Consider the following 21,167-nt stretch of genomic DNA (forward strand, 5'->3'; position numbering starts at 1 on the left):
CATTATGTAGCTCATTTTTTACACTGTTATGATGCCTAAGTTCTTGCATAATTTTGCCCAATGACAAATCATTACCGATATATTATTTTTTACAAACCTTATGGCGTTCTCAGCCAGTTTACAAAAGATGCTCCCACCCATAGCACCCTGAAAGATTATATTGATGTACCTGATGTGTATCCTGTGGGACGCTTAGACTGGGATAGTGAAGGGTTGCTGCTGTTAACGAACGATGGACAATTGCAACATCGTCTCGCCCATCCGCGTTTTGGTCATCAACGTACTTACTGGGTACAGGTAGAGCGAATTCCAGATGTAGATGCAATAACAAGATTGCAAACAGGTGTGGAAATTCAAGATTACCGCACTCAACCAGCAGAAGTTAAGCTGTTACCAACAGAGCCACAGCTACCTGAACGGACTCCGCCAATTAGATTTCGCAAAAATGTACCGACAGCTTGGCTGGAAATGACCTTGACAGAGGGAAAAAACCGCCAAGTACGGCGTATGACTGCGGCTGTAGGATTTCCGACTTTGCGGTTGGTCAGAGTCAGCATAGCCCACCTAAAATTAGATGACCTACAAGTGGGTCAATGGCGCGACCTCACCACATCTGAACTTCAATTTCTGCATAATTTTGGTAAATCCAAAGGTTTTCCTTCAAAGGCGAATGCTTTGTAACAGAAATTCGACTTCTATTGTGCACATTTGGGATGCGATCGCTATATCAACCAAAACTTTGAACAATATACATATCATTACCCGTATCGCCTACTAAAAGCAAGCTGCTGTCATCACTTTCTAAATTTTGACTGCCAGCAATACCCTTTTGCAGAACTTTAATTATTCTTTGGGGAGTGAAAGATTCCAATTCCACAAAGTTTCCACATTCTAACCATGCTAATTCTTCAGCAGATAAATTTTGACGTATTTCCTCAGGTAGGTGTTTAGCTGCTTGCGCCGACTCTGGAGAAGATTGAATGAACATTCCGCGTTTAGTAGCGATAATTTGACGTGGTGTTAGTCCGATATCAATAATCACAATCTCGCTATCGAGAAACCAATTAGCATTATTTCTCAAATGATGAACTAAACCAATTCCTCGTGGATTGCAATCATGCACTGCATAGACTTTTAAATCTGGATTGCGGCGCAGCATTTGCATTGTGGTGTCAAAAATGCTTTGGGGATATCCGGTAATGCTGAGAATTGCACAATTATTTTCAAAGTGAAAATTATTAGCAATTAATACTTGAGCAATGCTAGCACTATCACAAACGACTAATCTATCAAAGCTGTAAGCAGTCACATCAGGATTAACCGTGGCTGTTGTATTTTCCTGCTTTGAAGGAGGCAGGATTTTGAGAATTGAACCATTTATTTGCTGCCAACGGTTTAGCCAACCTTGGAAATCATTTTGAGAAATTAAAAACTCCTGTGTAAATTTAGTTTGTCGTAGCTGTCGAGTTCCAAAGTATATCGACAACATCCCTAGAATAACGGCGATGAAAAACAGACTAAACGAGTTATATATAATTAAGCTAGCGTAAATTCCTACAGCAAGAATTATGCATCCTATTATTTGTAAGCATCTAGCATATTCTTGGCGAGACTTAATATTTGTTTTGTTTGATGTAGATTTTTTATATAAAAATAATATGAAGCATGTATTAAATATAATAGATGCTATCAGCAAAGAATTAGTACCAAACAATAACGAAGCAAAGCCACCTATGAACCCTGGCACCCAAATATTAAAAAATAAATATAAAAACAACAAACCAACTATTGCAGTAGATTTTATTTTTATTCGATTATCTAATAAATAAAAAAGTTGTTTGGGAGTGAAAAATAGAGTGTTATTTGCAGAAATGTCAGCGATCGCCTTTGCAAAAAAAGGATCGGTAATCTTAACATTACTCATACTAGTCGGTTCAAAGGCAAACGGATGATTGCATTTTATACACCGACCTTGATTAGCTGTCCGGTCTTTTAGTTTATTGTCAGTTCCGCAGTTAATACACTTCATAATGGTTGTTGGATGTTAGTTATTAATTGATTTGTGAGCAAAACACTGTAGTCTTCTCGTTTGCGAATCAGACGGTGTGTGCCATTTTCTAGCAAAACTTCCGCCGGTTTGGGACGGTGTAAAAAGTGAGACGACATGGCATAACCATAAGCACCGACATCTAAAATGGCAACGATATCACCAATGTCTAGTGCCGGGAGTTGGCAATTTTTCCCTAGATAATCTCGTGAATATGTGGTATTACCACAAATGTCAGTAATGAATGGATTGTCTGCTTGTTTCCAAGTAATAATTTTTCGGTAGCTGCCGTATACTGTTGGTACTGAAAGATTAGCAACGGTGGTATCAACTCCGACAATCTGTTTTTCTCCTTGCCATTTTACAGAAACAACTTGAGCAAGCAAAGTTGCACATTCAGCGATCGCACTTCGTCCCGGTTCAATCACCAAATCAATTTTCCGTCCTAAACGAGTAATTCTCTCGGTTAACTCAGCCCCAAATATTTCCCAGTCAAAGGCTGTTTTGTTGTGGTGATAAGGATAGCCAAAACCACCACCAAAATCTAAATATTCCCAATCAGGTAACTGTTGTGCTGTGGCGATTACCGTATCAATCACCTGGGTAAAAGCTGCTGTGGCATTAGTTCCAGTTCCTCGATAGAAGTGTAAACCACTCAGCTTTAATGCAAACTTGCGAGTTAAAGCGATCGCATCACCAAATTCCTCTGGACGCACACCAATTCGGCTGTCTCCCGTAATTTCCGGCAAGTTGAGGCGTAAACCCAGCCGAATACATTTCTCTCTGCGTTTGGGTAAAACTTCGCAACACAACTGCAACTGAGCAAGGCTATCAAAATTGAGAGTTGTAACTCCCCAATTCAGGACTTGTAGCATCTCAGCCCGATTCAAATTGCTCCCACTATAAACAATTTCACTAGGATCGAAACCAGCTTGCAATCCCAGGTAAATATCTCCTGGGGTATTAGCATGAAGTCCCCACCCAAAAGAACGAAAAATTTTTAACAGCGCAATGTTGCCATTGGTAACGCTGGCAAAGCGAAATTGCGTGCGCGGATAGCTGACTGCTTTGGTAATCCGCTCAATAGTTTCACCCAAGCGATCGCCATTATAAACATAAAGCGGAGAACCGTAGTTATTCAGTAACTCCTGAGCAAGTTTCCCGGAGAATGGGGGAGTAAGGCGATTTTGAGTAAACTTATTTAATACCATTTACCAAGCATCCTGATACAGCAAATTACGAATTACGTTAGCGTAGCGTTAGCGAGTATTCGAGCGTCATTACGAATTACGAATTATCTTGTATTTTCTCCATAGCCAAGGATGTAACCAAAACGGATGATCCCAGGACTGTTTACTTAGTTCTTCATTTAAAACATGCGATCGCCAAAGTTGCCAGATAATAAGTAACCAGAGTGTTTCACCAATCCGACGGCCTTGAATAGCTGCTCCTAGTTTGCCTTCAACGATTTGTGCCGCAATGTGAGGATAAAAGTGATTGTTGGCGCGAAGTATTTCTGGATTTAGCCAGATACCCAGTTGATGCCAAAAATCATTTAAACACCAAGAAGTTAAGGGAACCCCCATACCCCGCTTTTGTCGCCAGACAATTTCCGGTGGGAGCCAATTTTCTACAGCCCGTTTGAGGATATATTTTTCACAAGCTCCTTGTAAACAGAGTTCTCCAGATAGGCGGAATGTCCATTCTGCTAAAGGCAAATCACAAAAAGGCGATCGCACCCATAATCCATGAGCAAACCCCAATGCAGTCGCACGGGGATGGATATTCTGTGCTCCTTTGAGCATCAAACTGGCACGGCGGAGGCGATGCAGCAAAGATGGACATTCATCTTGATCGAGAGCCGCCAACAGCCAATCTTCGGGATGCAAATTTTGTATCTGTGCATATACCTCCGGCTGATAAACTTGAGATTCGTATCCCCCAAGACGGTGAAAAGTGCGGAGATATTGCTGGATAAAAGTTTCCTGTCCGGCGGGATTTTCTGCCTGATAAACACCTGCGGCAATTAAAGGTTTGTTAGTCCAACCAGCAAACAATTGATCTCCACCTTCGCCGTTAAAAATTACCTGAGTTTCCTGACTCGCTCTCTGAGATAAGAGATACAACGGAACACACACGCCATCTCCAAAGGGCAAATCCAATGCTTGTACAGTAGGAATCAGGGCATTCTTGATCGAATTTGGGGTTACAGCAACTTTACTAAGCGGAATTTTGAGAAACTGGGCGACTTGTTCAGCATAGGGATATTCTGGAATCCCTGCATCACCAAAATCTAAAGTGTAGGCGCGGACTTTCACCCCTGCTTTTACCAGTAGCGCCGCCACCACTGAAGAATCGAGTCCGCCAGAGAGAAACACCCCAACAGGTTCATCCTTTAAATCGCAAATATGTCGCCCAATGGAGTCTTTAAGGAGAGTTTGCAATTCGGTAATTGCTGTAGCTTCATCTGTTAACTGTTCTGGCGCTTCCCGCCACGAATGGATATTCTTAGATTCAGGCGATCGCAGACTACCTAATTGACAATCACTCTGCCAAAATAATTCAGTTCCCGCAGTCACTGCAAACACTCCATTGATGGGAGTTAAGGGTGTGGGAACGTAAGAAAAACAGCTATAGCCATATAATCCAGGAATGCTAACTTCTGAATGCTGCAAAATCGGTAAGAGTAATTGCAGTTGGGATGCAAACCAGATCACTTGTCCTTGCTGAGTCCAATACAAAGGCACTTTTCCGAAAGGTTCTCTTCCCAAAATTAGGCAGTTGTTTTCTTGGAGACTTACCCAAGCATCGGGTGAAGTGAGTAATCCTGATGCGGAGATAGCAGCAATTTGATTTTGTTGCGATGGGAGATTTCCATCGATTCCTATATAAACAACATTCCAGATTTTCAAACCTAACCCCCTAACCCCCTTCCCTAGTAGGGAAGGGGGAAAATTCAAAGCCTCTTCCCTTTTAGGGGAGAGGTTTGGAGAGAGATTTTCCAGAACACTATTTAACAGCGCTTCCAACTCCTGTTGAGCGCCGTAACCCCAATAGCCAAGAAAGTGATGCGGGATGTTGTCCATCTGGACTATTGAACTTCAAAGGTTTCATCGCTAATCTGCCGACCTTCTAGGAACATCTGCACCTTCCAATTGCCAACAGTTGCAGACGGATTAATAGTGTAGCGACACTGGGTATCCCAGACAGACGTATTAATTTCGCGGGTTTGATAGTTGTTTTGCTTGACAATTTGACCACTTGGGTCAATCCAATTACAGGAGAGAGCCAGCTTTTGACCCAAGGGTGCATCCTTTAAGGTGACACGATACAACACTTCTGGATTGGTTTGGCGAGAAACTGTTTTCAAGTCACCGCCATTATCTTGTGTCAAAGTGATGCGGTCTTGTTGAGTAGAAACACGAGAAAGTGTAGAATTTTGCTGCTGCATGAAAAATATTGTAGATGCGAGCGCAACCACTACAACTGCCACAACTCCAGAGGTAATCCATCGATTCCGGCGTTGCTGTATTTCCAGTGCTTGGCGGCGATTTAACTGAATCAGCGCTTCATCTAGTAACTCTGGCGGTAAATTCAACTCCTGTAAAATTTCTCTAACCTGCTGTTGGTCTAATTCCGCTTCCCGACGCACTTGCAGACCTTCTACTTCCGTGACTATTTGTGATAATTGCTCTTGAGTCAGTCGCTGCGTCATAGCTTAACTCCTGTTAAAAAAACTTTATAGCGATCATTGATTACATCCAATCAGAAGAATTTATGATTCAGTCACATCTCACTTTTGTAGGTACATCATAAGCTACAAAATAAAGTTGTTGCTTTTCGGATTCTTTAAGAGATACTTTTGTAAACACAGACGCAATTCATCGCGTCTTTACTCCTCACTCTTGTACAGACGCGATTCATCGCGTCTCTCCTAATTCAGCACTTTATGACTCAAGAACAACAAACCGCTATTGAAGGTATCTATGAAGTTTGTATCGGCATCCCAGAGCCAATTTCTGCAATTCAGTATTGGGAGCAATTTGGCTATCGCATTGGTGAAGTGGGTGAATTAACCGCAGATGTAGCCTATCAATTATATGGGGTGAATTCGTCCTTACGCTCAATCCGCCTCTACCACCAAAATTCAGATCATGGTTTGATTCGGCTGATGGTTTGGCAAAACCCCACGCATCAAGGTTTGGGAATAGCATCGATGAAAATTAAGGGAAATCGCTGGGCGACAAGCTTAACGGCAGATGTGTTAAGTATCTTAAATCATATAGAAGATGCAAAAGCCGCAGGTTTGCCTATTAGGCACACTAACCCTTATTGGGAAGTCATCTACAACAAAGAGAGGAAAAGCCGTCCTTTTATTGAGCCAGCAGTTGGGGTGCGAGAAATGCTGCTACTGCAACCCTTGACTCGACAGGTTTTATTTCAACGTTTTGGCTATGCACTGCCGCATTACGGACAAGTTAACAATAATGCTGCACTCAAGACTAGTCAGTTTACCCACATGGGGATCATCGTTCAAGATGACAGCAAAGAAACCCTGAAGTTTTACGAAGAAGTTTTGGGTTTGCTGCGTGTGCGTGATGATGTCGAAACTAGCTATGAGTCTTCGCCAGCAGGCCGAGATATTTTTGACCTTAACCCTGGTGAAAAATTTATTGTTACTACCTTTGATGATCCTCGTTCTTCTAAGTCTGACTTCATGGCTGCACGCAGCGGTAGACTTTACATCATTCGATTCCCAGAATCTATTAATTTAGAATCGCGCTTTGAGGCAGCCCAACCAGGTAGCTTGGGTATGTCTTTATATACCTATCGAGTGAAGGGAATACAGGAGTATTGCGATCGCATCAAAGCAAGTACTGTACAAAAAGTTACAGACATCATTAGTAATGAGTTTGGCGAGATGAGTTTCTCTTTTGTTGCGCCAGATGGCTACTTCTGGAATTTACTAGAAGGTAATTAACTAGTGCAAGAGCGTCGTAGACATCGCTAATTTCTTCAAGAGGAGTTATTAAAAGTTTTTACGCGTCCTCCCCCTGTTGCCAGTTGTCGGGGACAATGCGAAAAAACGCGATCATACTTTCTATAGCTCAAAAAAGTTTTATTTTGTTGTATTTTAATTGAAAAGGCTGGACATTCTCTACTAAAAATCAGGTAAATTATGCTCCGCTCATCCACTACATGGCTTGTTCCGGTAGCGTTGACTGTAATAAGTTTCGGGTCAAATTTCCCAAGTGCAATTGCACAGACACAATATCCATTTGAAAGTACTTACAATTCACAAACGACCCTTACACCCATTACAGAAAACGTTTTAAGAATAAAAAGTCTTGGAGAAAACGTTGATGCACCATACGGTCTAACTAGACTTACAAATATAAGCTATGGTAAATTAAACCCGAATACAGGTGTGATTGTCATTGAGCCAGACCCAGCGGAGTTTGGTCTAGAGAACTTACCGTTTGGCAATCTGACAATTTCTGGTCAAGGAGAAGATAGACTATTTGGAACTGTCAGTGGTAGTGCCATACTTGATTTCCCAAATTCTGTGGGAAGGGTGACTAATACTATATCTATTACTGGTGGCGCGGGCAGATTTAGCGGTGCTACTGGGACGCTCCTTCTTTTGGAGAACCTTACACTCAATAACCCAGATATAACCGCTCCTGTAAAAGGTTTGCCTCTAATCTCAGGTTCAGTTCAAACGTTTCAAACAGTTCCAGAGGCAAGTCAGATCATAGCGCTTCTTTGTATGGGAGTGATTGGTTTTTCTGGATTGAATCGTCGGCGCAGTTACGAAAAAAAGACAAAATATTCTCAAGCTCATTCTGGAACATAGTGAATCACCTAAAGCTGATTCGTGCAATGCTGATGTTAAACGTTCTTCCAAAGTCAAATAAAGTGCAGGGAGATGAAAAAGTATGGCTGAACATCCATTTCATGACCAACTGAGTTTAGAAGAACAAACTGAAAAACTCGGAAAGCAAGCAGTAACCTTGGGTTTGATTCCAAGCTTTGTAGTGCATTACTTTCCCGATACCTGGGTATTTTATATACCTAATCAAAATCAATCCGAACCGTTGACACCAGAAGAGGCATACTTTCGTTTAAAACAACTGGTTAAACAGTAGATATTCTGACGACAAATTTTTGAAGATAACGGCTAGGCACTGCAATTATTAAGTAACACTACTTATGGCGAAACCTGCAATTTTAACCGTCGATGATGATCCAGAAGTGTTGCAAGCAGTGTCACGAGACTTGCGGCATCAGTATGGCGATCGCTTCCGCATTGTCCGGGCAGATTCTGGTATTACTGCTCTAGACGCGGTGCAGCAACTCAAATTGCGGAATGAAGCAGTTGCTCTATTTTTGGTGGATCAAAGAATGCCTCAAATGGGAGGTGTGGAGTTCCTTGAACAGGCAAAAGTCATCTTTCCTAATGCGAAACGTGCTTTGCTGACGGCGTATGCAGATACGGATGCTGCCATTAAATCAATTAATAGTGCCAGACTTGATTATTACTTACTCAAGCCCTGGAATCCGCCAGAAGAACGGCTATATCCGGTTTTGGATGATTTGCTAGATGACTGGCTAGCTGGATTCCGCCCACCTTTTGAAGGGATTCGAGTCATTGGTAATCGCTGGTCGCCTTTTTCCCACCAGGTGAAAGACTTCCTGGCACGTAACCAGATTCCATACAAGTGGTTAGATATTGAACTGGAGCCGGATGCAGAAAAATTAGTAGAATACGCAGAAGCCGATGGCAGACAGCAATTGCCCCTGGTGCTGTTTCCCGATGGTTCCCGATTAATTCAACCATCTAATTTAGAGATTGCGGCTAAAATTGGACTGCAAACCCAGGCAGAACGCCCATTTTATGACTTGGCGATCGTGGGTGGTGGCCCTGCTGGACTGGCAGCCGCCGTCTATGGCGCTTCTGAAGGATTGAGTACAGTTTTAATTGAGCGTGAGGCTCCGGGCGGGCAAGCAGGCACGAGTTCACGCATTGAAAACTATTTAGGGTTTCCTGTTGGCTTGAGTGGTAGCGATTTGGCCAGACGGGGAGTCACTCAGGCGCGACGATTTGGGGTAGAAATTCTCACTCCTCAAGTCGTAACCGGAGTTAAGCTGCAAGATCCTTATCGGGTTCTGCAATTGGCGGATGGCAGTGAGATTAGTTGCCATGCACTTTTAGTTGCAACTGGCGTTTCCTACCGCTGGCTAAATGTCCCAGGAGCCGAGAAGCTCAAGGGAGCAGGAATTTATTACGGTGCTGCCATGACTGAAGCGATCGCCTGTACCAATGAAGAGGTTTACCTAGTAGGCGGGGCAAATTCTGCCGGACAGGCAGCAATGCATTTTTCTAAGTATGCCAGCAAAGTGATCATGTTGGTGCGGGGTGAGTCGCTTTCATCGAGTATGTCGCAATACTTGATTGACCAGATTGCGGCTACTGCAAATATCAAAGTTTGCACAGGTTGTAGCGTTGTGGAAGTGAAGGGAGATGAAAATTTAGAAGAAATTGTGATTGCCCATGCCAAAACTGGACAAACTGAAACCGTGCCAGCGCGATCGCTTTTTATCTTCATTGGTGCTAGCCCTAAAACGGATTGGCTCGATGGTGTTATTCAACGCGATGCTCAGGGGTTTATCCTCACAGGGCCGGACTTAATGCATAATGGCAAATCTCCTCAAGGTTGGCGTTTGGAACGCTCTCCTTTCTTACTAGAAGCCAGTGTTCCTGGCATCTTTGCAGCTGGAGATGCGCGATCTGGGTCAATTAAGCGGGTGGCATCCGGTGTGGGAGAAGGTTCCATCGCCATTCAATTCGTTCATCGCTACCTGAGCAATGTTTAGCTAATTCGTAATTCGTAATGACGCTCGAATACTCGCTAATGTAATTCGTAATTAATGACAAACTACACAAAGCTTACTCAGAGAAGTTTTTCATCTTTTAGTCTATTCTTGAAACAATACTTTCTTTCACATTTGGTATTTAGATCAATTCTCCAAAAGAATACTACAGGTGCCAGCTACAAAGCCCAGGTTACATCTAACTCTCTTAATTACGAATTACGAATTACGAATTACGAATTAGTATAGGGGGTTCATTAATGTTATGTATTGAAGAATTGATCAACTTAGACCCGTTTCAACGGCTTCCTCAAGAGCGCTTGGAGTGGGTCTGCGATCGCGCTCAAACAGTTGAACTCCCTGCCGGAGAAGTATTGACCCATGAGGGAGACCCTGGACGCGGCTTATTTATCCTAGTCAAAGGTAAAATTAAGCTTACTCGCCGCAGTGAAGGAGTTGAAATTCCCATCGGGCAACACGAAGCTCCATCCTTTTTTGGGGAAATTCCAGTACTCACAGATGAACCTGTACCTGTGACAATGCGGGCATTGACAAATTGCAACCTCTATGAAATTAAGGCAGAGGACTTCCGTAAACTGCTGCATGAATGTCGTGATTTTGAGCGGATGGTCTTCCGCATTATGGAACGTCGGCTTCGGGGGCTAGAGTCCTTTATTCGTGGGCGGGAAAAAATGGCAGCTTTAGGGACACTTGCCGCCGGTCTAGCTCATGAACTCAACAACCCAGCCTCAGCCCTCGTTCGGACGTTAGGGGAAATGCCAGCCGCCATCCTGGAGCTACAACGAATGAACTTAGTTTATGGGCAACGCAATGTTGAGGAAGCGCATACTCAAGACTGGTTGAGACTGCGCGATCAAGGCTATGATGCGATTTTGAATAATCGTTTAGATCCGGTGACACTAAGCGATCGCGAAACCGTGTTGCTGGAATGGTTAGAAGACTATGGTGTAAAGCAAGCCTGGAAATTAGCGGAACCTTTAGCGGAAGGTGGTGTTGAGGTTGAAACCCTAGATCAGATGATGGAACGTTGGCGCAACGATGATACTGAATTACGAGAAATGGGATTGCACTGGCTATCGCTCTCATTTGAAGTCATGTCGATGATTAAACATGGTTTGCGAGGAGCCGAGAGGATTTCTGAACTTGTGCAATCGATGAAGTCTTATGCTTACCTCGATCAAGGCATTCAGCAAGAAGTAAATATACATCAAGGTTTAGAAGATACATTACGATTGTTTGTTCATAAACTTAAGTGCGACATCAAAATACAACGCAATTACGATCAACATCTTCCTAAAATCCTTGCCTACGGCAGTGAACTGAATCAGGTGTGGACGAACTTAATTGACAACGCCATTGATGCAATGAATGGTAAGGGATTGCTGGAAATTACAACTTGGCATTGCGATCGCTTTGCTCATATTGACATAATCGATTCTGGCAGTGGAATTCCACCTGAAATTCAAACGCGTATTTTCGAACCCTTTTTCACCACCAAATCAGTGGGGCGTGGTTCAGGACTCGGTTTGGAAACCGTTCGCCGGATTATAGAAAATCGTCATCATGGTACGCTCTCATTTGAGTCGCAGCCAGGTAGAACTTGTTTCACCATCTGCTTGCCTTTGCCAAATCAATGAACCTATCCCACCAATTGTGGAGATTAGCGATCGCCTTTGCTAGAGCTTAAATCATCTGCACTATTTAGAGAATCACTACTATCTAGTTGATTTGGCAGTGTATTTGAAGCGACTACACTATTAGCTAGTTTTTTTTGCAATATATTTAAACTATCTACATCGCTTGATAATTCATTAGTAACTGGTTTATATTCAGAGTTCTCTCGATTAGCGCCTGCTATTTCTTCTGCTTTGCCTATAAAATCCTTTGCAAGTCTTTCACTAAAACCAACAACGAATGCTATTACAAAAATTAAAGACCTTTGTTGGTCTTGAGATGATTCTGGATTGGTAGTTGGATTTAGCTTAAAGACACTTGGATTAATAAACATTAGTATTATTCCAGAATTAATCAAAGCTAAAAACAAAACAGCAAATGCTCCCCCGATCATTGGTTTAAAAGCACCAACAAGGAATGGAGTTAATGGGTCAGAATATTTCTTCTTCTGAAATTCTTCAATTCTGATTAAAATACTGATAATACTACCTAATGTTCCTGCCGAAATAGCTAAACTTAGTTGGAGCAGAAATTCATTATACTTCGCATTCACAGATTGTCTTTTGCTATATTGTGCATTTAATTCAGCAAGATTACTATTTAGTGTGGTTAGCTCTGTACTCTTAAATTCTGCATTTTTTTGTGATATTATACTTAGTTCTTTAATTTCTTCTTTACTTTGTTTCAATTTACTACCATCATTTATGGAAGTAGAATTTATCTTTTCTGATTGATTATCTTGTTCAGCTTTATTTTGGATTTGCTCAACCCGGTTATCTGTATATTTTTGAATCTCTTTTATTTCATTTTGTAATAATTTTTTGCTGACGTTATAATTATTGTTGTTGTAATAATTAACAATTTCTGAGAAAATCCAAAGTCCGGCAATAGAAGAAGAAGTAATTCCTCCATATATAAAAACGGCACTGATAAGCCCAAAAATTACTTTAGTTGTCGTTGATGGTGAACGGTGGACTGATAGAAATGGATTGATAATAAATCCTGTGAGAGGATGTTCATATTTGCAAACAATTTGTTCAACATCAAATCTAATAGCTTGAGCAATATTGATATTCGATGATGATTCACGCAGAGCTTCTATTGCAAATATTAAAGCTTTAGAGAGTTCAGTAAGTTCTATTTGAATTTTATCCCGATTGTCAGGTATAACTATTCTCGGTATTTTGTCCCACCAAATCTTTTGTGGTGTATTTCTATTGATGAGTTTTTGAAGTCTATTAAACAAGATAATTATTTGAGATATTTCTTTTCCGGCTGCTATCAATCCTTCTTGTTTAATTGGATCTACAAAACTATTTAGATTGTTTTTATAAAAATCTTTTATAAGTGCCTGAATAAGTGTTCTACTTTCATCTAAATTCCAATCATTATCAGTTATCTTTTGATTAGAAATCATTGTGCCTCCAATTATTTTCTAAAGTTTAGAAGTGTTGAATAGGGCTAGTACAGCAAAGCGCAAATCCAGCTAGCTTGAAAAGATAAAGGTAGGGAAACTTCCATCACAGTGTACTAGTGAATATCTTTAAGCTCATCCCATCTCCTAAAAGGAGATGGAATAACACGTGCATACTGATGACGGTTGACGGTTAACAGTCATCAGTCAACAGTTAACGGCGGCAGGGCGGCTATCCCGGACACCCTAAAAAGCAAGTGGACTTCCCGCCGCCTTGGTGAAATAGTTTGAGGAAATTTGCCAAGATACTCAACCACTTTGTTTTTGCTTAGTTGCTGCTTGTATCGATCATTCACTTTTTAGCATGGAATATACAATTGGTCAGTGAATAGTACACTCAAGGGTACTTTTGGTATAGACGCATTCGCAAAGTGTCTGTCTGCGGCACGCTGTGTGTACCCCTCCAGGGAAACTGCGCGTAAGCGTCCCGCAGGGAACTTAGAGAAGTTGTTTGTCGCCAAACATCACTGCGGTTATTCTAGGTATAACCAGCTTTACAAGTGGCATTGCTACTATTCCCAAAACCGCTTATTCGGTAAACTGAATTGGACACTCAAGAGTTTTTTGTGCCTACTTTGAGAACCCTGCAACCTGGAGATGAAGTATCGCTAGAAGCATTTCTCTTGCAACACACCGATACTTCTATGTTTTTGCGCTCTAATTGGCGAACTGCGGGACTGCTTGATGAAGGCGCAAGATTTCAAGGAACTTATGTAGCGGCATACATAGATGAAACTATAGTGGCAGTTGCAGCCCACTTTTGGAATGGCATGGTAATAGTCCAAGCCCCTGTACATTTGCCAGAGGTGGTGCAAGCAGTTGTGGCACAGTCAGGGCGTGTCATCTCTGGAATTAGTGGGCCAGCAGCACAAGTTGAAGCGACAAAAAGCATTTTGGGACTTAGCAACCGACCAACTCAGCTTAATGAGCCTGAGATATTGTTTTCTCTGACACTGCGAGACTTGCAAATACCTCAAGCTTTAGCAGCGGCAAAGTTGCAGTGTCGTTTGCCACATCCAGAAGAGTTGGAATTACTCACCGAGTGGTGCGCTGCTTATAATGTGGAAACTTTAGGACAAACAGATACTCTCAGTTTGCGTCCAGCTTGCCGTGTCGTAATTGAAGCACGTCAAGCTATGGCTATGCATTGGGTTTTGCTAGCAGGAGATACTCCAGTTTCTTACTCTGCCTTTAATGCCAGCCTGCCTGATATTGTGCAAATTGGTGGAGTGTGGACACCGCCAGCCCTGCGGGGTCAAGGCTACGCTAAAAGTGTGGTAGCAAGCTCGTTGCTAGATGCGCGATCGCAAGGAGTAGAACGCGCTATCTTGTTTACAGGTCATAATAACCAATCAGCCCAAGCCGTTTATCGAGGAATCGGGTTTTTACCTACTGGCGAGAAGTATGGTTTAGTGTTATTTGAAGATACTTAGGCTTGAAAAATATTGACTTAAACACAGATATAGCAGCTTACCCATTCCCCCTTTTCCATATCCTGTGAAAAATTAGGTTTACAAAAGGTAATGTATGCGACGAGCTACGCCTACGCAGACTTCTTTCCGAGAGCGATCGCCTGTAATCCTAATTAATAATGCTGATTGCTTTTGATTAAACAACAGCCGCCTCTGGAATCGCACCTTGCATTCTCCCGAAAGCATCAATCAAATTCTGCAATTGTTGATCTGCTTTAAAAACTCCTAACCCGCGCACTGTAACTTTACCAGGAGAATATACAAAGCGCGTTTTGAGATTGTCTGGTAAATTCGCTGCTAACAAATTCCAAGCTGGTTCTTCCATTGGTGTTTCTAAAACGACGTGCTGCTTGTTTTCTGGTTTAATCCGGCTAAATCCGAGTTTTTTCGCTAGCTGTTTGAGTTCCATGACTCGCAGAAGTTGATTTGCAGACACTGGTAAAGTACCATAGCGATCGCTCCACTCGGCAGCAATCTGCTTTAATTCTGATTTAGATTTAGCTGTCGCCACCGCCCGGTATGCACTCATCTTTTGATCCAAATCGGTAATGTAATCTGCTGGGATAAATGCTGTCAGGTTGAGGTCAATCTGGGTATCCTCCACTTTCGGTATTTCTTGTCCTCGGATTTCCCGTATTGCTTCTTCCAGCATTTCCATATACAAATCAAAACCGATGGCATTCATTTGACCAGATTGTTCTGCACCTAGCAAGTTACCTACACCTCTAATTTCCATGTCGCGCATCGCTAGCTGATATCCAGAACCTAGCTGAGTAAATTCCTGAATTGCTCGTAATCGTTGCCGTGCCGCATCAGATAATTGCCGTTGCTTCGGATAAAATAACCAAGCATGAGCTTGGATACCTGCACGTCCCACACGACCGCGTAATTGATACAACTGTGCCAATCCAAAGCGGTGAGCATCTTCAATCAAAATCGTGTTGACTCGCGGAATATCTAAGCCAGATTCAATAATTGTCGTACAAACAAGGATGTCTGCATCGCCATTACTGAAGGTGAGCATAGTTGATTCTAACTCGCTTTCATCCATTTGACCGTGAGCGATCGCAAATCTAGCTCCCGGTAAAACTTCTCGTAAATTGGCTGTTGTCTCTTCAATTCCGTCCACTCGCGGAACTACATAAAAAACCTGTCCACCTCTATCTAATTCTTGACGAATTGCAGTGCGGATACTTTCGGAATTTATTGGTGATAGATGGGTTTTAATCGGTCGTCTGGTTGGGGGTGGCGTGGTAATCAAACTCATTTCCCGAATTCCCGACAAGGACATATACAAAGTCCGGGGAATGGGTGTGGCGGAGAGGGTTAGCACGTCCACTTGAGTTTTCAAGCTTTTAATTTTTTCTTTCTGGTTTACCCCAAATCGCTGTTCTTCATCCACCACCAACAGTCCTAAGTCCTTGAATGATACGCCTTTTCCTAAAATTTGGTGCGTACCAACCACTACATCTAATTCACCCGTTGCCAATCGCTTTTGAATATCACGGCGTTCTTCAGCAGAACGAAAGCGGTTGAGCAAACCGACATTTACGGGGTAGGGTGCAAAACGTTCTTTGAGTGTATGGTAATGCTGCTGTGTTAAAATAGTAGTTGGCGCAAGGAGTGCCACTTGTTTACCGGCGGTGACTGCTTTAAAAACAGCACGAATCGCCACTTCCGTCTTCCCGAAACCGACATCGCCACAAACTAAGCGATCCATTGGGCGCTCGCTTTCCATGTCTCGTTTCACATCTTGTACAGCTTTCAGCTGATCCGTTGTGGGTTGATAGGGGAAAGAATCTTCGAGTTCCTCTTGCCAAGGCATATCACCTGGGAAGCTAAAACCTTGTTGTTGCGATCGCGCTGCATACAGTTTCAACAAGTCCACCGCCAATTTTTTGATGGCTTTACGGACTTTATTCTTCGTATTTTCCCAAGCTTTCCCGGTCATCCTGTTGAGTTCCGGTGCTTTATCACCTGCGGCGCGGAATCGAGATAAAGCACCTACTTGATCGGCTGCGACTCTGAGTAACCCATCAGCATACTGCACCACCAAATAATCACGGGTTTCGTTATTAATCGTCAAACTTTCCAGCTTGACAAATTTGCCAACACCATGATTTCTGTGAACCACATAATCGCCTGGACGCAGCTTATTGGGATCAACTTGCTTAGAAGTAGCTTTGTGGCGCTTACGGATATAGCCGGGAGTCGCCAAGGAATGTTGCCCAAAAAATTCTCGATCTGTAACGATTACCAATCGGTATGTAGGCAGGATAAAACCTTCTAATTCCGCAAGACCAGAATATTTTAGGGCTATGGGAATATGGTTAATTTGGAGCTTATCTATTGCTTGGTAGTCGCGGGGATTGGGTATAAACTGAGCCGGACAATCATGTTCTTGCAATAGAGAGACAGAACGCGAAGGTTGAGCAGAAAGCAGCCAAATAGAGAAATTGCGATCGCGTTCTTGGCGGATGGTTTCAGCTAGTTTAGCAAACTGGTGCGGTGTGACTGGAACAGGTCGGCTGGCAAGATTGATCCCATCATTTTCTTCTGCCAGTTCTGAAAAATATAATGTTTTAAATTTTGCAACGTCAGCCAGACACTGATCAAACGACCGATGAATTTTTGGCAGGTTTAATTCTTCGCCAGTCCCCAGTCTCCACTGTTCCTCTGCATTTTCTACCCAGCGATCGCTATGAGCATGACACTGTTCTGGCTCATCAATGGCAATCAGGGTATTTTCTGATAAATAGTTTAGCAGGGACGCTGGTTGCTCGAAAGCCAACCCCAAAAAGCGACGACTACCCTCCAAGAGTGATGAGTTCTCAGTGCTAAGTTCTGAGTCAGAATTTAACTTATCACTCATAACTCCCAACTCAGAACTATTTTTCAGTGCCCCCATGACGATGGGAGCAAAGCTAGTGGGGGTAAGAATTAACTGATCAACTTTGTCGAGGGCGGAACGTTGGGTTGCTGGGTCAAATTCCCGCATTTGCTCGATTTCATCGCCAAACCATTCCAGCCGGACTGGAAACTCAGATGAGACTGGGTACACATCAACAATATCGCCCCGCCGGCTCCACTGTCCTTCTGTTTCCACCAGAGGTACTCGTTCGTATCCCAGAATAGTTATTTTCTCACTGAAGCTATTCAGGTCTAATTCCATCCCCCGCTTCAATGTAAGACAGAATTGCCCAAAAGCTTCTGGTGGAGGCAAATGAGGTTGCAGTGCCCCTTGAGTAGCCACAATTGCCAAAGTTCGCTTAATTCCGGGATTGGGCAAAGTGTTGTTCAGTTCTGTCTCTCCTGTCTTCTGCCCTCTGTCCCCTGTTACCAAATCTGCCAGTACCTGCATTTGCCCCCAACTCATCTCAGTTTCCGGGTCAAAAGGTTCGTAGGGAGAAGCCTCGGAGGTGGGGTAAAAATGTACTGTTTGCCATCCCATTGCCTCCAGTTGTGCATAAACGCGTCCAGCTTCTTCCAGAGTGGCGCAAACCACAAACAAATCCTTGCCCTGAGACTGCGCCAAAGCCGAAGCCACCAAACCCTTGGGGAGTCGAGGAATGCCATTTAACCGCAATTCTTGTTGTCGGTTTAGCTTAGAAATAAATTCAGTGGTGAGCGGCGATCGCGCTAAGGCACGCACAATAGAAGAAAATGACATAAGTACTACTAGCGGTGGGAGTCTTTGTGGGTCAGAAAATTTTGAGGCAGTTTATCTCAACTATTTTAAAAGTGTTAACAGCCTTCTTAGTTCTTTCGGTGGAAGAATAATGCACAGCGACTAATAAACTTAAGAACTATAACTACTACTTTGTGTACAGTCAAAGCATTTATCGAAGTACCTTTAATACTAGATACTAAGAATTGAGCTACGTTCGCTCTGATAAGCCGCAATTTAAACATGTCCTCCATCACTTTTGAAATTTTAATCATTTTGGTGCTAGTTATTGCCAACGGCGTGTTTTCTATGTCTGAGATGGCAATTGTCTCAGCACGGAAAGTTAGGCTACAGCAGCTTGCCAACCAAGGAGATGCCAAGGCAAGGGCAGCACTGAAACTAGCTGAGTCTCCGAATCAATTTTTGTCTACAGTTCAGGTGGGCATTACCCTGATCGGTATCTTGACTGGTGCATTCGGCGGAGCAACTATTGCCGAAAAACTAGCAATCTATGTGGGGCGTGTACCTTTTTTAGCACCTTATAGTGAACCAATCTCCTTCGGGATAATTGTTTTAATCATTACGTATTTATCACTCATTGTTGGCGAATTAGTACCAAAGCGTCTGGCATTAAACAACCCAGAAAGGATTGCATCGATTGTAGCGATTCCAATGCGTGCCTTATCAGCGATCGCTTCCCCAATGGTCTATCTCTTAAGCGCTTCTACAGATTTGATCTTGCGATTACTGGGAATTACAGCTTCTACCGAGCCGCAAGTCACCGAAGAAGAAATTAAAATCTTAATTGAGCAAGGCACTGAGGCGGGAACCTTTGAGGAAGCCGAACAGGATATGGTAGAGCGAGTTTTTCGTTTAGGCGATCGCCCTGTCAGCTACTTAATGACACCCCGTCCCGATATTGTCTGGCTAGACTTAGACGACTCTCCTGAAGAAAATCGTCAAAAAATGGTTGATAGTGCCTATTCTCGGTATCCAGTTTGTCAGGGGGGACTTGACAATGTGCTAGGTGTTATCCCTGTTACCGACTTATTAGCCAGGAGTTTCCGAGGAGAACCGCTAGACTTGACAGTGGGATTGCGACAGCCCGTATTTGTCCCAGAAAGCACCCGTGGTTTGAAAGTTTTGGAATTGTTCAAACAAACCATCACTCACATGGCGCTAGTAGTCGATGAATATGGCGTGATTCAAGGATTAGTCACTCTTAACGACATCATGAGCGAAATTGTGGGTGATGTTCCTTCAACAGATGGACAGGATCAACCACAAGCTGTACAACGCGAAGATGGCTCCTGGCTTTTGGATGGGATGTTGCCCGTAGAAGAGTTTTTGGAACTTTTCGGTATGGAAGAGTGGGAATCTGAAGAACGCGGCAGTTATCAAACCTTAGGCGGTTTTGTGATCACTCATTTAGGTCGTATTCCTGCCGCAGCAGATCATTTTGAATGGCAAAGTATGCGAATTGAAGTGATGGATATGGATGGTAACCGCGTTGATAAGGTGCTAGTCGTACCTAAGGGAAATAAATTACCAGATACGACAAAAGCTGACTAGCAATGGTATGGTGCATGGGATTTACGATGCACCATACCCAATTTATTATGTGTATTATGTGCGAGATAGACGTTTGACCGCTTCACCCGCCAACAATTGATGTGCTTGTTCCAGAAGTTGGGGGATTTTGTCGGCGTGAGGATTGCGGGCGAGACATTGCCGCAAGTTTAATTCGTCTAGCCGATCAGCTTTGTTGCCGGGGAACCAGTGGCTACCATCGCCAAGCAGGTTGTAGCGCATTTTGGCATACTCTACCAGATCGTAGGCGATCGCTAAATTTCGCAGCCACAAAATTACCCGAATATTTACCTCACCAGGAGTTTCCTCAAAGGTTGGTAGATTTGTCTGCCAGGATTTTACCCAATCTTCTCCCAAAGTAGCGATCGCTTCTGACTCCAACCTTGCTAAAATCGGGGGCAAAATTTCTGATGCCCGATCTACTAATTCTAAAGTCTTCAGGTGTTCATCAAAATCTTGTGGTTTTGCTGCTCCCACACTCAAAGTATGCACCTCTTGATGACTCAAACAAAACAAATCATTAAACACAATTGGACTCAAAGGGGCGCAAAGATTTACTAATTTTTGTGGAGGTTCATACAACAAACCTCCTTTATTAGATGGACTAATGATAAACACCCCCATATCGTGGCGTTTAGCTGCTTCAATTGCCGCCCAATTCCATTGATTAATGTAGTACCAGTGCAGGTTCACATAATCAAATAAATTGGTATTAATTGTCTGCACAATTATATCTGTGGAACCATGTGTGGAAAAGCCAATAAATCTAACTTTTCCCTCAGCTTGCAACTGCTGCGCTACTTCTAAACAGCCACCAGGACGGATGCTATGGTCGAATGACTCAGCATGATTGATGCCGTGTAACCCTAAAAGGTCAACATAATCTAGCTGGAGATTTTGCAATGATTGTTCAAATGTCTCGCGGAATTCTTTCGCATCTGCCTTTGGGCTGACTTTGGTCTGAACAATCAACTTTTCACGGGGAAACTGAGGTAGAACTCTTCCCAATTGCATTTCGGAAGTGCCATAACCACGGGCCGTTTCAATATGATTAATCCCAACCTCGACAGCCCTTCTAATAGTCGCTTCCAGATTCGCCTGGTTATCAGCAGGAATTTCATTATTGGGAACATCTTCCCATTTGAACTGATATCTCATGCCACCGCAGGAAAACACTGGCATCTGTAATTCTGTGCGTCCAAATCGTCTATATAGCATCAGTAAATTGTGGATTGCTTACCAACTTAAAATCTCAAAACGACAGTCATTCGTGACTACAGTGCCACAATGATTACCTCTGTTCAATCTCTGACACTAGCAATATTCATCACATATTAAATCGGTCAG

The 21,167-nt window shown here is 43.0% G+C and carries 16 protein-coding genes; 9 read left to right on the forward strand and 7 right to left on the reverse strand.

Going from position 1 to position 21,167, the window contains the following annotated elements:
* Positions 1–60: 60 nt before the first annotated feature.
* A complete protein-coding gene (locus tag ACEYW6_RS18475) occupies positions 61–681 on the forward strand; it encodes an rRNA large subunit pseudouridine synthase E (RefSeq protein WP_190895513.1) in 621 nt (206 codons plus the stop codon).
* A 46-nt stretch (positions 682–727) separates the two neighbouring features.
* Here ACEYW6_RS18475 and ACEYW6_RS18480 read toward each other — a convergent pair whose 3' ends face one another.
* Positions 728–1,489, reverse strand: a complete 762-nt coding sequence (locus ACEYW6_RS18480; protein WP_412980873.1) for a hypothetical protein — start codon at positions 1,487–1,489, stop codon at positions 728–730.
* A 79-nt stretch (positions 1,490–1,568) separates the two neighbouring features.
* On the opposite strand from ACEYW6_RS18480, the gene ACEYW6_RS18485 reads away from it, so the two are divergent.
* Positions 1,569–1,829: a hypothetical protein gene (locus tag ACEYW6_RS18485; protein WP_230966159.1), complete on the forward strand. Its 261-nt coding sequence runs from the start codon at positions 1,569–1,571 to the stop codon at positions 1,827–1,829.
* 196 nt (positions 1,830–2,025) lie between these two features.
* Here ACEYW6_RS18485 and ACEYW6_RS18490 read toward each other — a convergent pair whose 3' ends face one another.
* The 3 genes from ACEYW6_RS18490 to ACEYW6_RS18500 all read right to left on the reverse strand — a co-directional run bounded on the left by ACEYW6_RS18490 (position 2,026) and on the right by ACEYW6_RS18500 (position 5,762).
* Positions 2,026–3,258 (reverse strand): diaminopimelate decarboxylase family protein, encoded by a 1,233-nt coding sequence (locus ACEYW6_RS18490; protein ID WP_412980874.1) that lies wholly within the window; start codon positions 3,256–3,258, stop codon positions 2,026–2,028.
* A 69-nt stretch (positions 3,259–3,327) separates the two neighbouring features.
* Positions 3,328–5,133, reverse strand: a complete 1,806-nt coding sequence (locus ACEYW6_RS18495) for an asparagine synthetase B family protein (protein ID WP_412980875.1) — start codon at positions 5,131–5,133, stop codon at positions 3,328–3,330.
* A gap of 5 nt (positions 5,134–5,138) precedes the next feature.
* The gene (locus tag ACEYW6_RS18500) at positions 5,139–5,762 is read right to left on the reverse strand and encodes a DUF3859 domain-containing protein (RefSeq protein WP_412980876.1); all 624 of its coding nucleotides are present in this window, start codon (positions 5,760–5,762) and stop codon (positions 5,139–5,141) included.
* A 234-nt stretch (positions 5,763–5,996) separates the two neighbouring features.
* Here ACEYW6_RS18500 and ACEYW6_RS18505 point away from each other — a divergent pair, with 234 nt between their 5' ends.
* From ACEYW6_RS18505 to ACEYW6_RS18525, 5 genes are all read left to right on the forward strand, one after another.
* Positions 5,997–7,028 (forward strand): VOC family protein, encoded by a 1,032-nt coding sequence (locus ACEYW6_RS18505; protein ID WP_412980877.1) that lies wholly within the window; start codon positions 5,997–5,999, stop codon positions 7,026–7,028.
* Between the two features lie 198 nt (positions 7,029–7,226).
* On the forward strand, positions 7,227–7,904 hold the full coding sequence (locus tag ACEYW6_RS18510) for a hypothetical protein (RefSeq protein ID WP_412980878.1): 678 nt from the start codon (positions 7,227–7,229) through the stop codon (positions 7,902–7,904).
* Between the two features lie 82 nt (positions 7,905–7,986).
* Entirely contained in the window at positions 7,987–8,196 is a 210-nt protein-coding gene (locus tag ACEYW6_RS18515; RefSeq protein WP_412980879.1) for a hypothetical protein, read from the forward strand.
* Between the two features lie 64 nt (positions 8,197–8,260).
* Positions 8,261–9,925, forward strand: a complete 1,665-nt coding sequence (locus ACEYW6_RS18520; protein ID WP_412980880.1) for an FAD-dependent oxidoreductase — start codon at positions 8,261–8,263, stop codon at positions 9,923–9,925.
* A 257-nt stretch (positions 9,926–10,182) separates the two neighbouring features.
* Positions 10,183–11,580 carry a sensor histidine kinase gene (locus tag ACEYW6_RS18525; RefSeq protein ID WP_412980881.1) on the forward strand — a complete coding sequence of 466 codons (1,398 nt, stop codon included), beginning with the start codon at positions 10,183–10,185 and terminating at the stop codon, positions 11,578–11,580.
* A 23-nt stretch (positions 11,581–11,603) separates the two neighbouring features.
* Here ACEYW6_RS18525 and ACEYW6_RS18530 read toward each other — a convergent pair whose 3' ends face one another.
* Positions 11,604–13,034 (reverse strand): hypothetical protein, encoded by a 1,431-nt coding sequence (locus tag ACEYW6_RS18530; RefSeq protein WP_412980882.1) that lies wholly within the window; start codon positions 13,032–13,034, stop codon positions 11,604–11,606.
* A gap of 623 nt (positions 13,035–13,657) precedes the next feature.
* Between ACEYW6_RS18530 and ACEYW6_RS18535 the strand changes: the two genes are divergently transcribed.
* The gene (locus tag ACEYW6_RS18535; RefSeq protein ID WP_412980883.1) at positions 13,658–14,524 is read left to right on the forward strand and encodes a GNAT family N-acetyltransferase; all 867 of its coding nucleotides are present in this window, start codon (positions 13,658–13,660) and stop codon (positions 14,522–14,524) included.
* Positions 14,525–14,699: 175 nt separating this feature from the next.
* Here the strand turns inward: ACEYW6_RS18535 and mfd are convergent, their stop codons facing one another.
* Positions 14,700–18,233, reverse strand: a complete 3,534-nt coding sequence (mfd, locus tag ACEYW6_RS18540; RefSeq protein WP_412980884.1) for a transcription-repair coupling factor — start codon at positions 18,231–18,233, stop codon at positions 14,700–14,702.
* Positions 18,234–18,473: 240 nt separating this feature from the next.
* Here mfd and ACEYW6_RS18545 point away from each other — a divergent pair, with 240 nt between their 5' ends.
* Positions 18,474–19,802 (forward strand): hemolysin family protein, encoded by a 1,329-nt coding sequence (locus tag ACEYW6_RS18545; RefSeq protein ID WP_412980885.1) that lies wholly within the window; start codon positions 18,474–18,476, stop codon positions 19,800–19,802.
* Positions 19,803–19,856: 54 nt separating this feature from the next.
* Here ACEYW6_RS18545 and ACEYW6_RS18550 read toward each other — a convergent pair whose 3' ends face one another.
* Positions 19,857–21,038, reverse strand: a complete 1,182-nt coding sequence (locus ACEYW6_RS18550) for an aldo/keto reductase (protein WP_412980886.1) — start codon at positions 21,036–21,038, stop codon at positions 19,857–19,859.
* Positions 21,039–21,167: the final 129 nt, after the last annotated feature.

Origin of the sequence: Nostoc sp. UIC 10607, from assembly GCF_047228265.1 — a bacterium.
GTDB classification, from domain to species: domain Bacteria; phylum Cyanobacteriota; class Cyanobacteriia; order Cyanobacteriales; family Nostocaceae; genus Nostoc; species Nostoc foliaceum_A.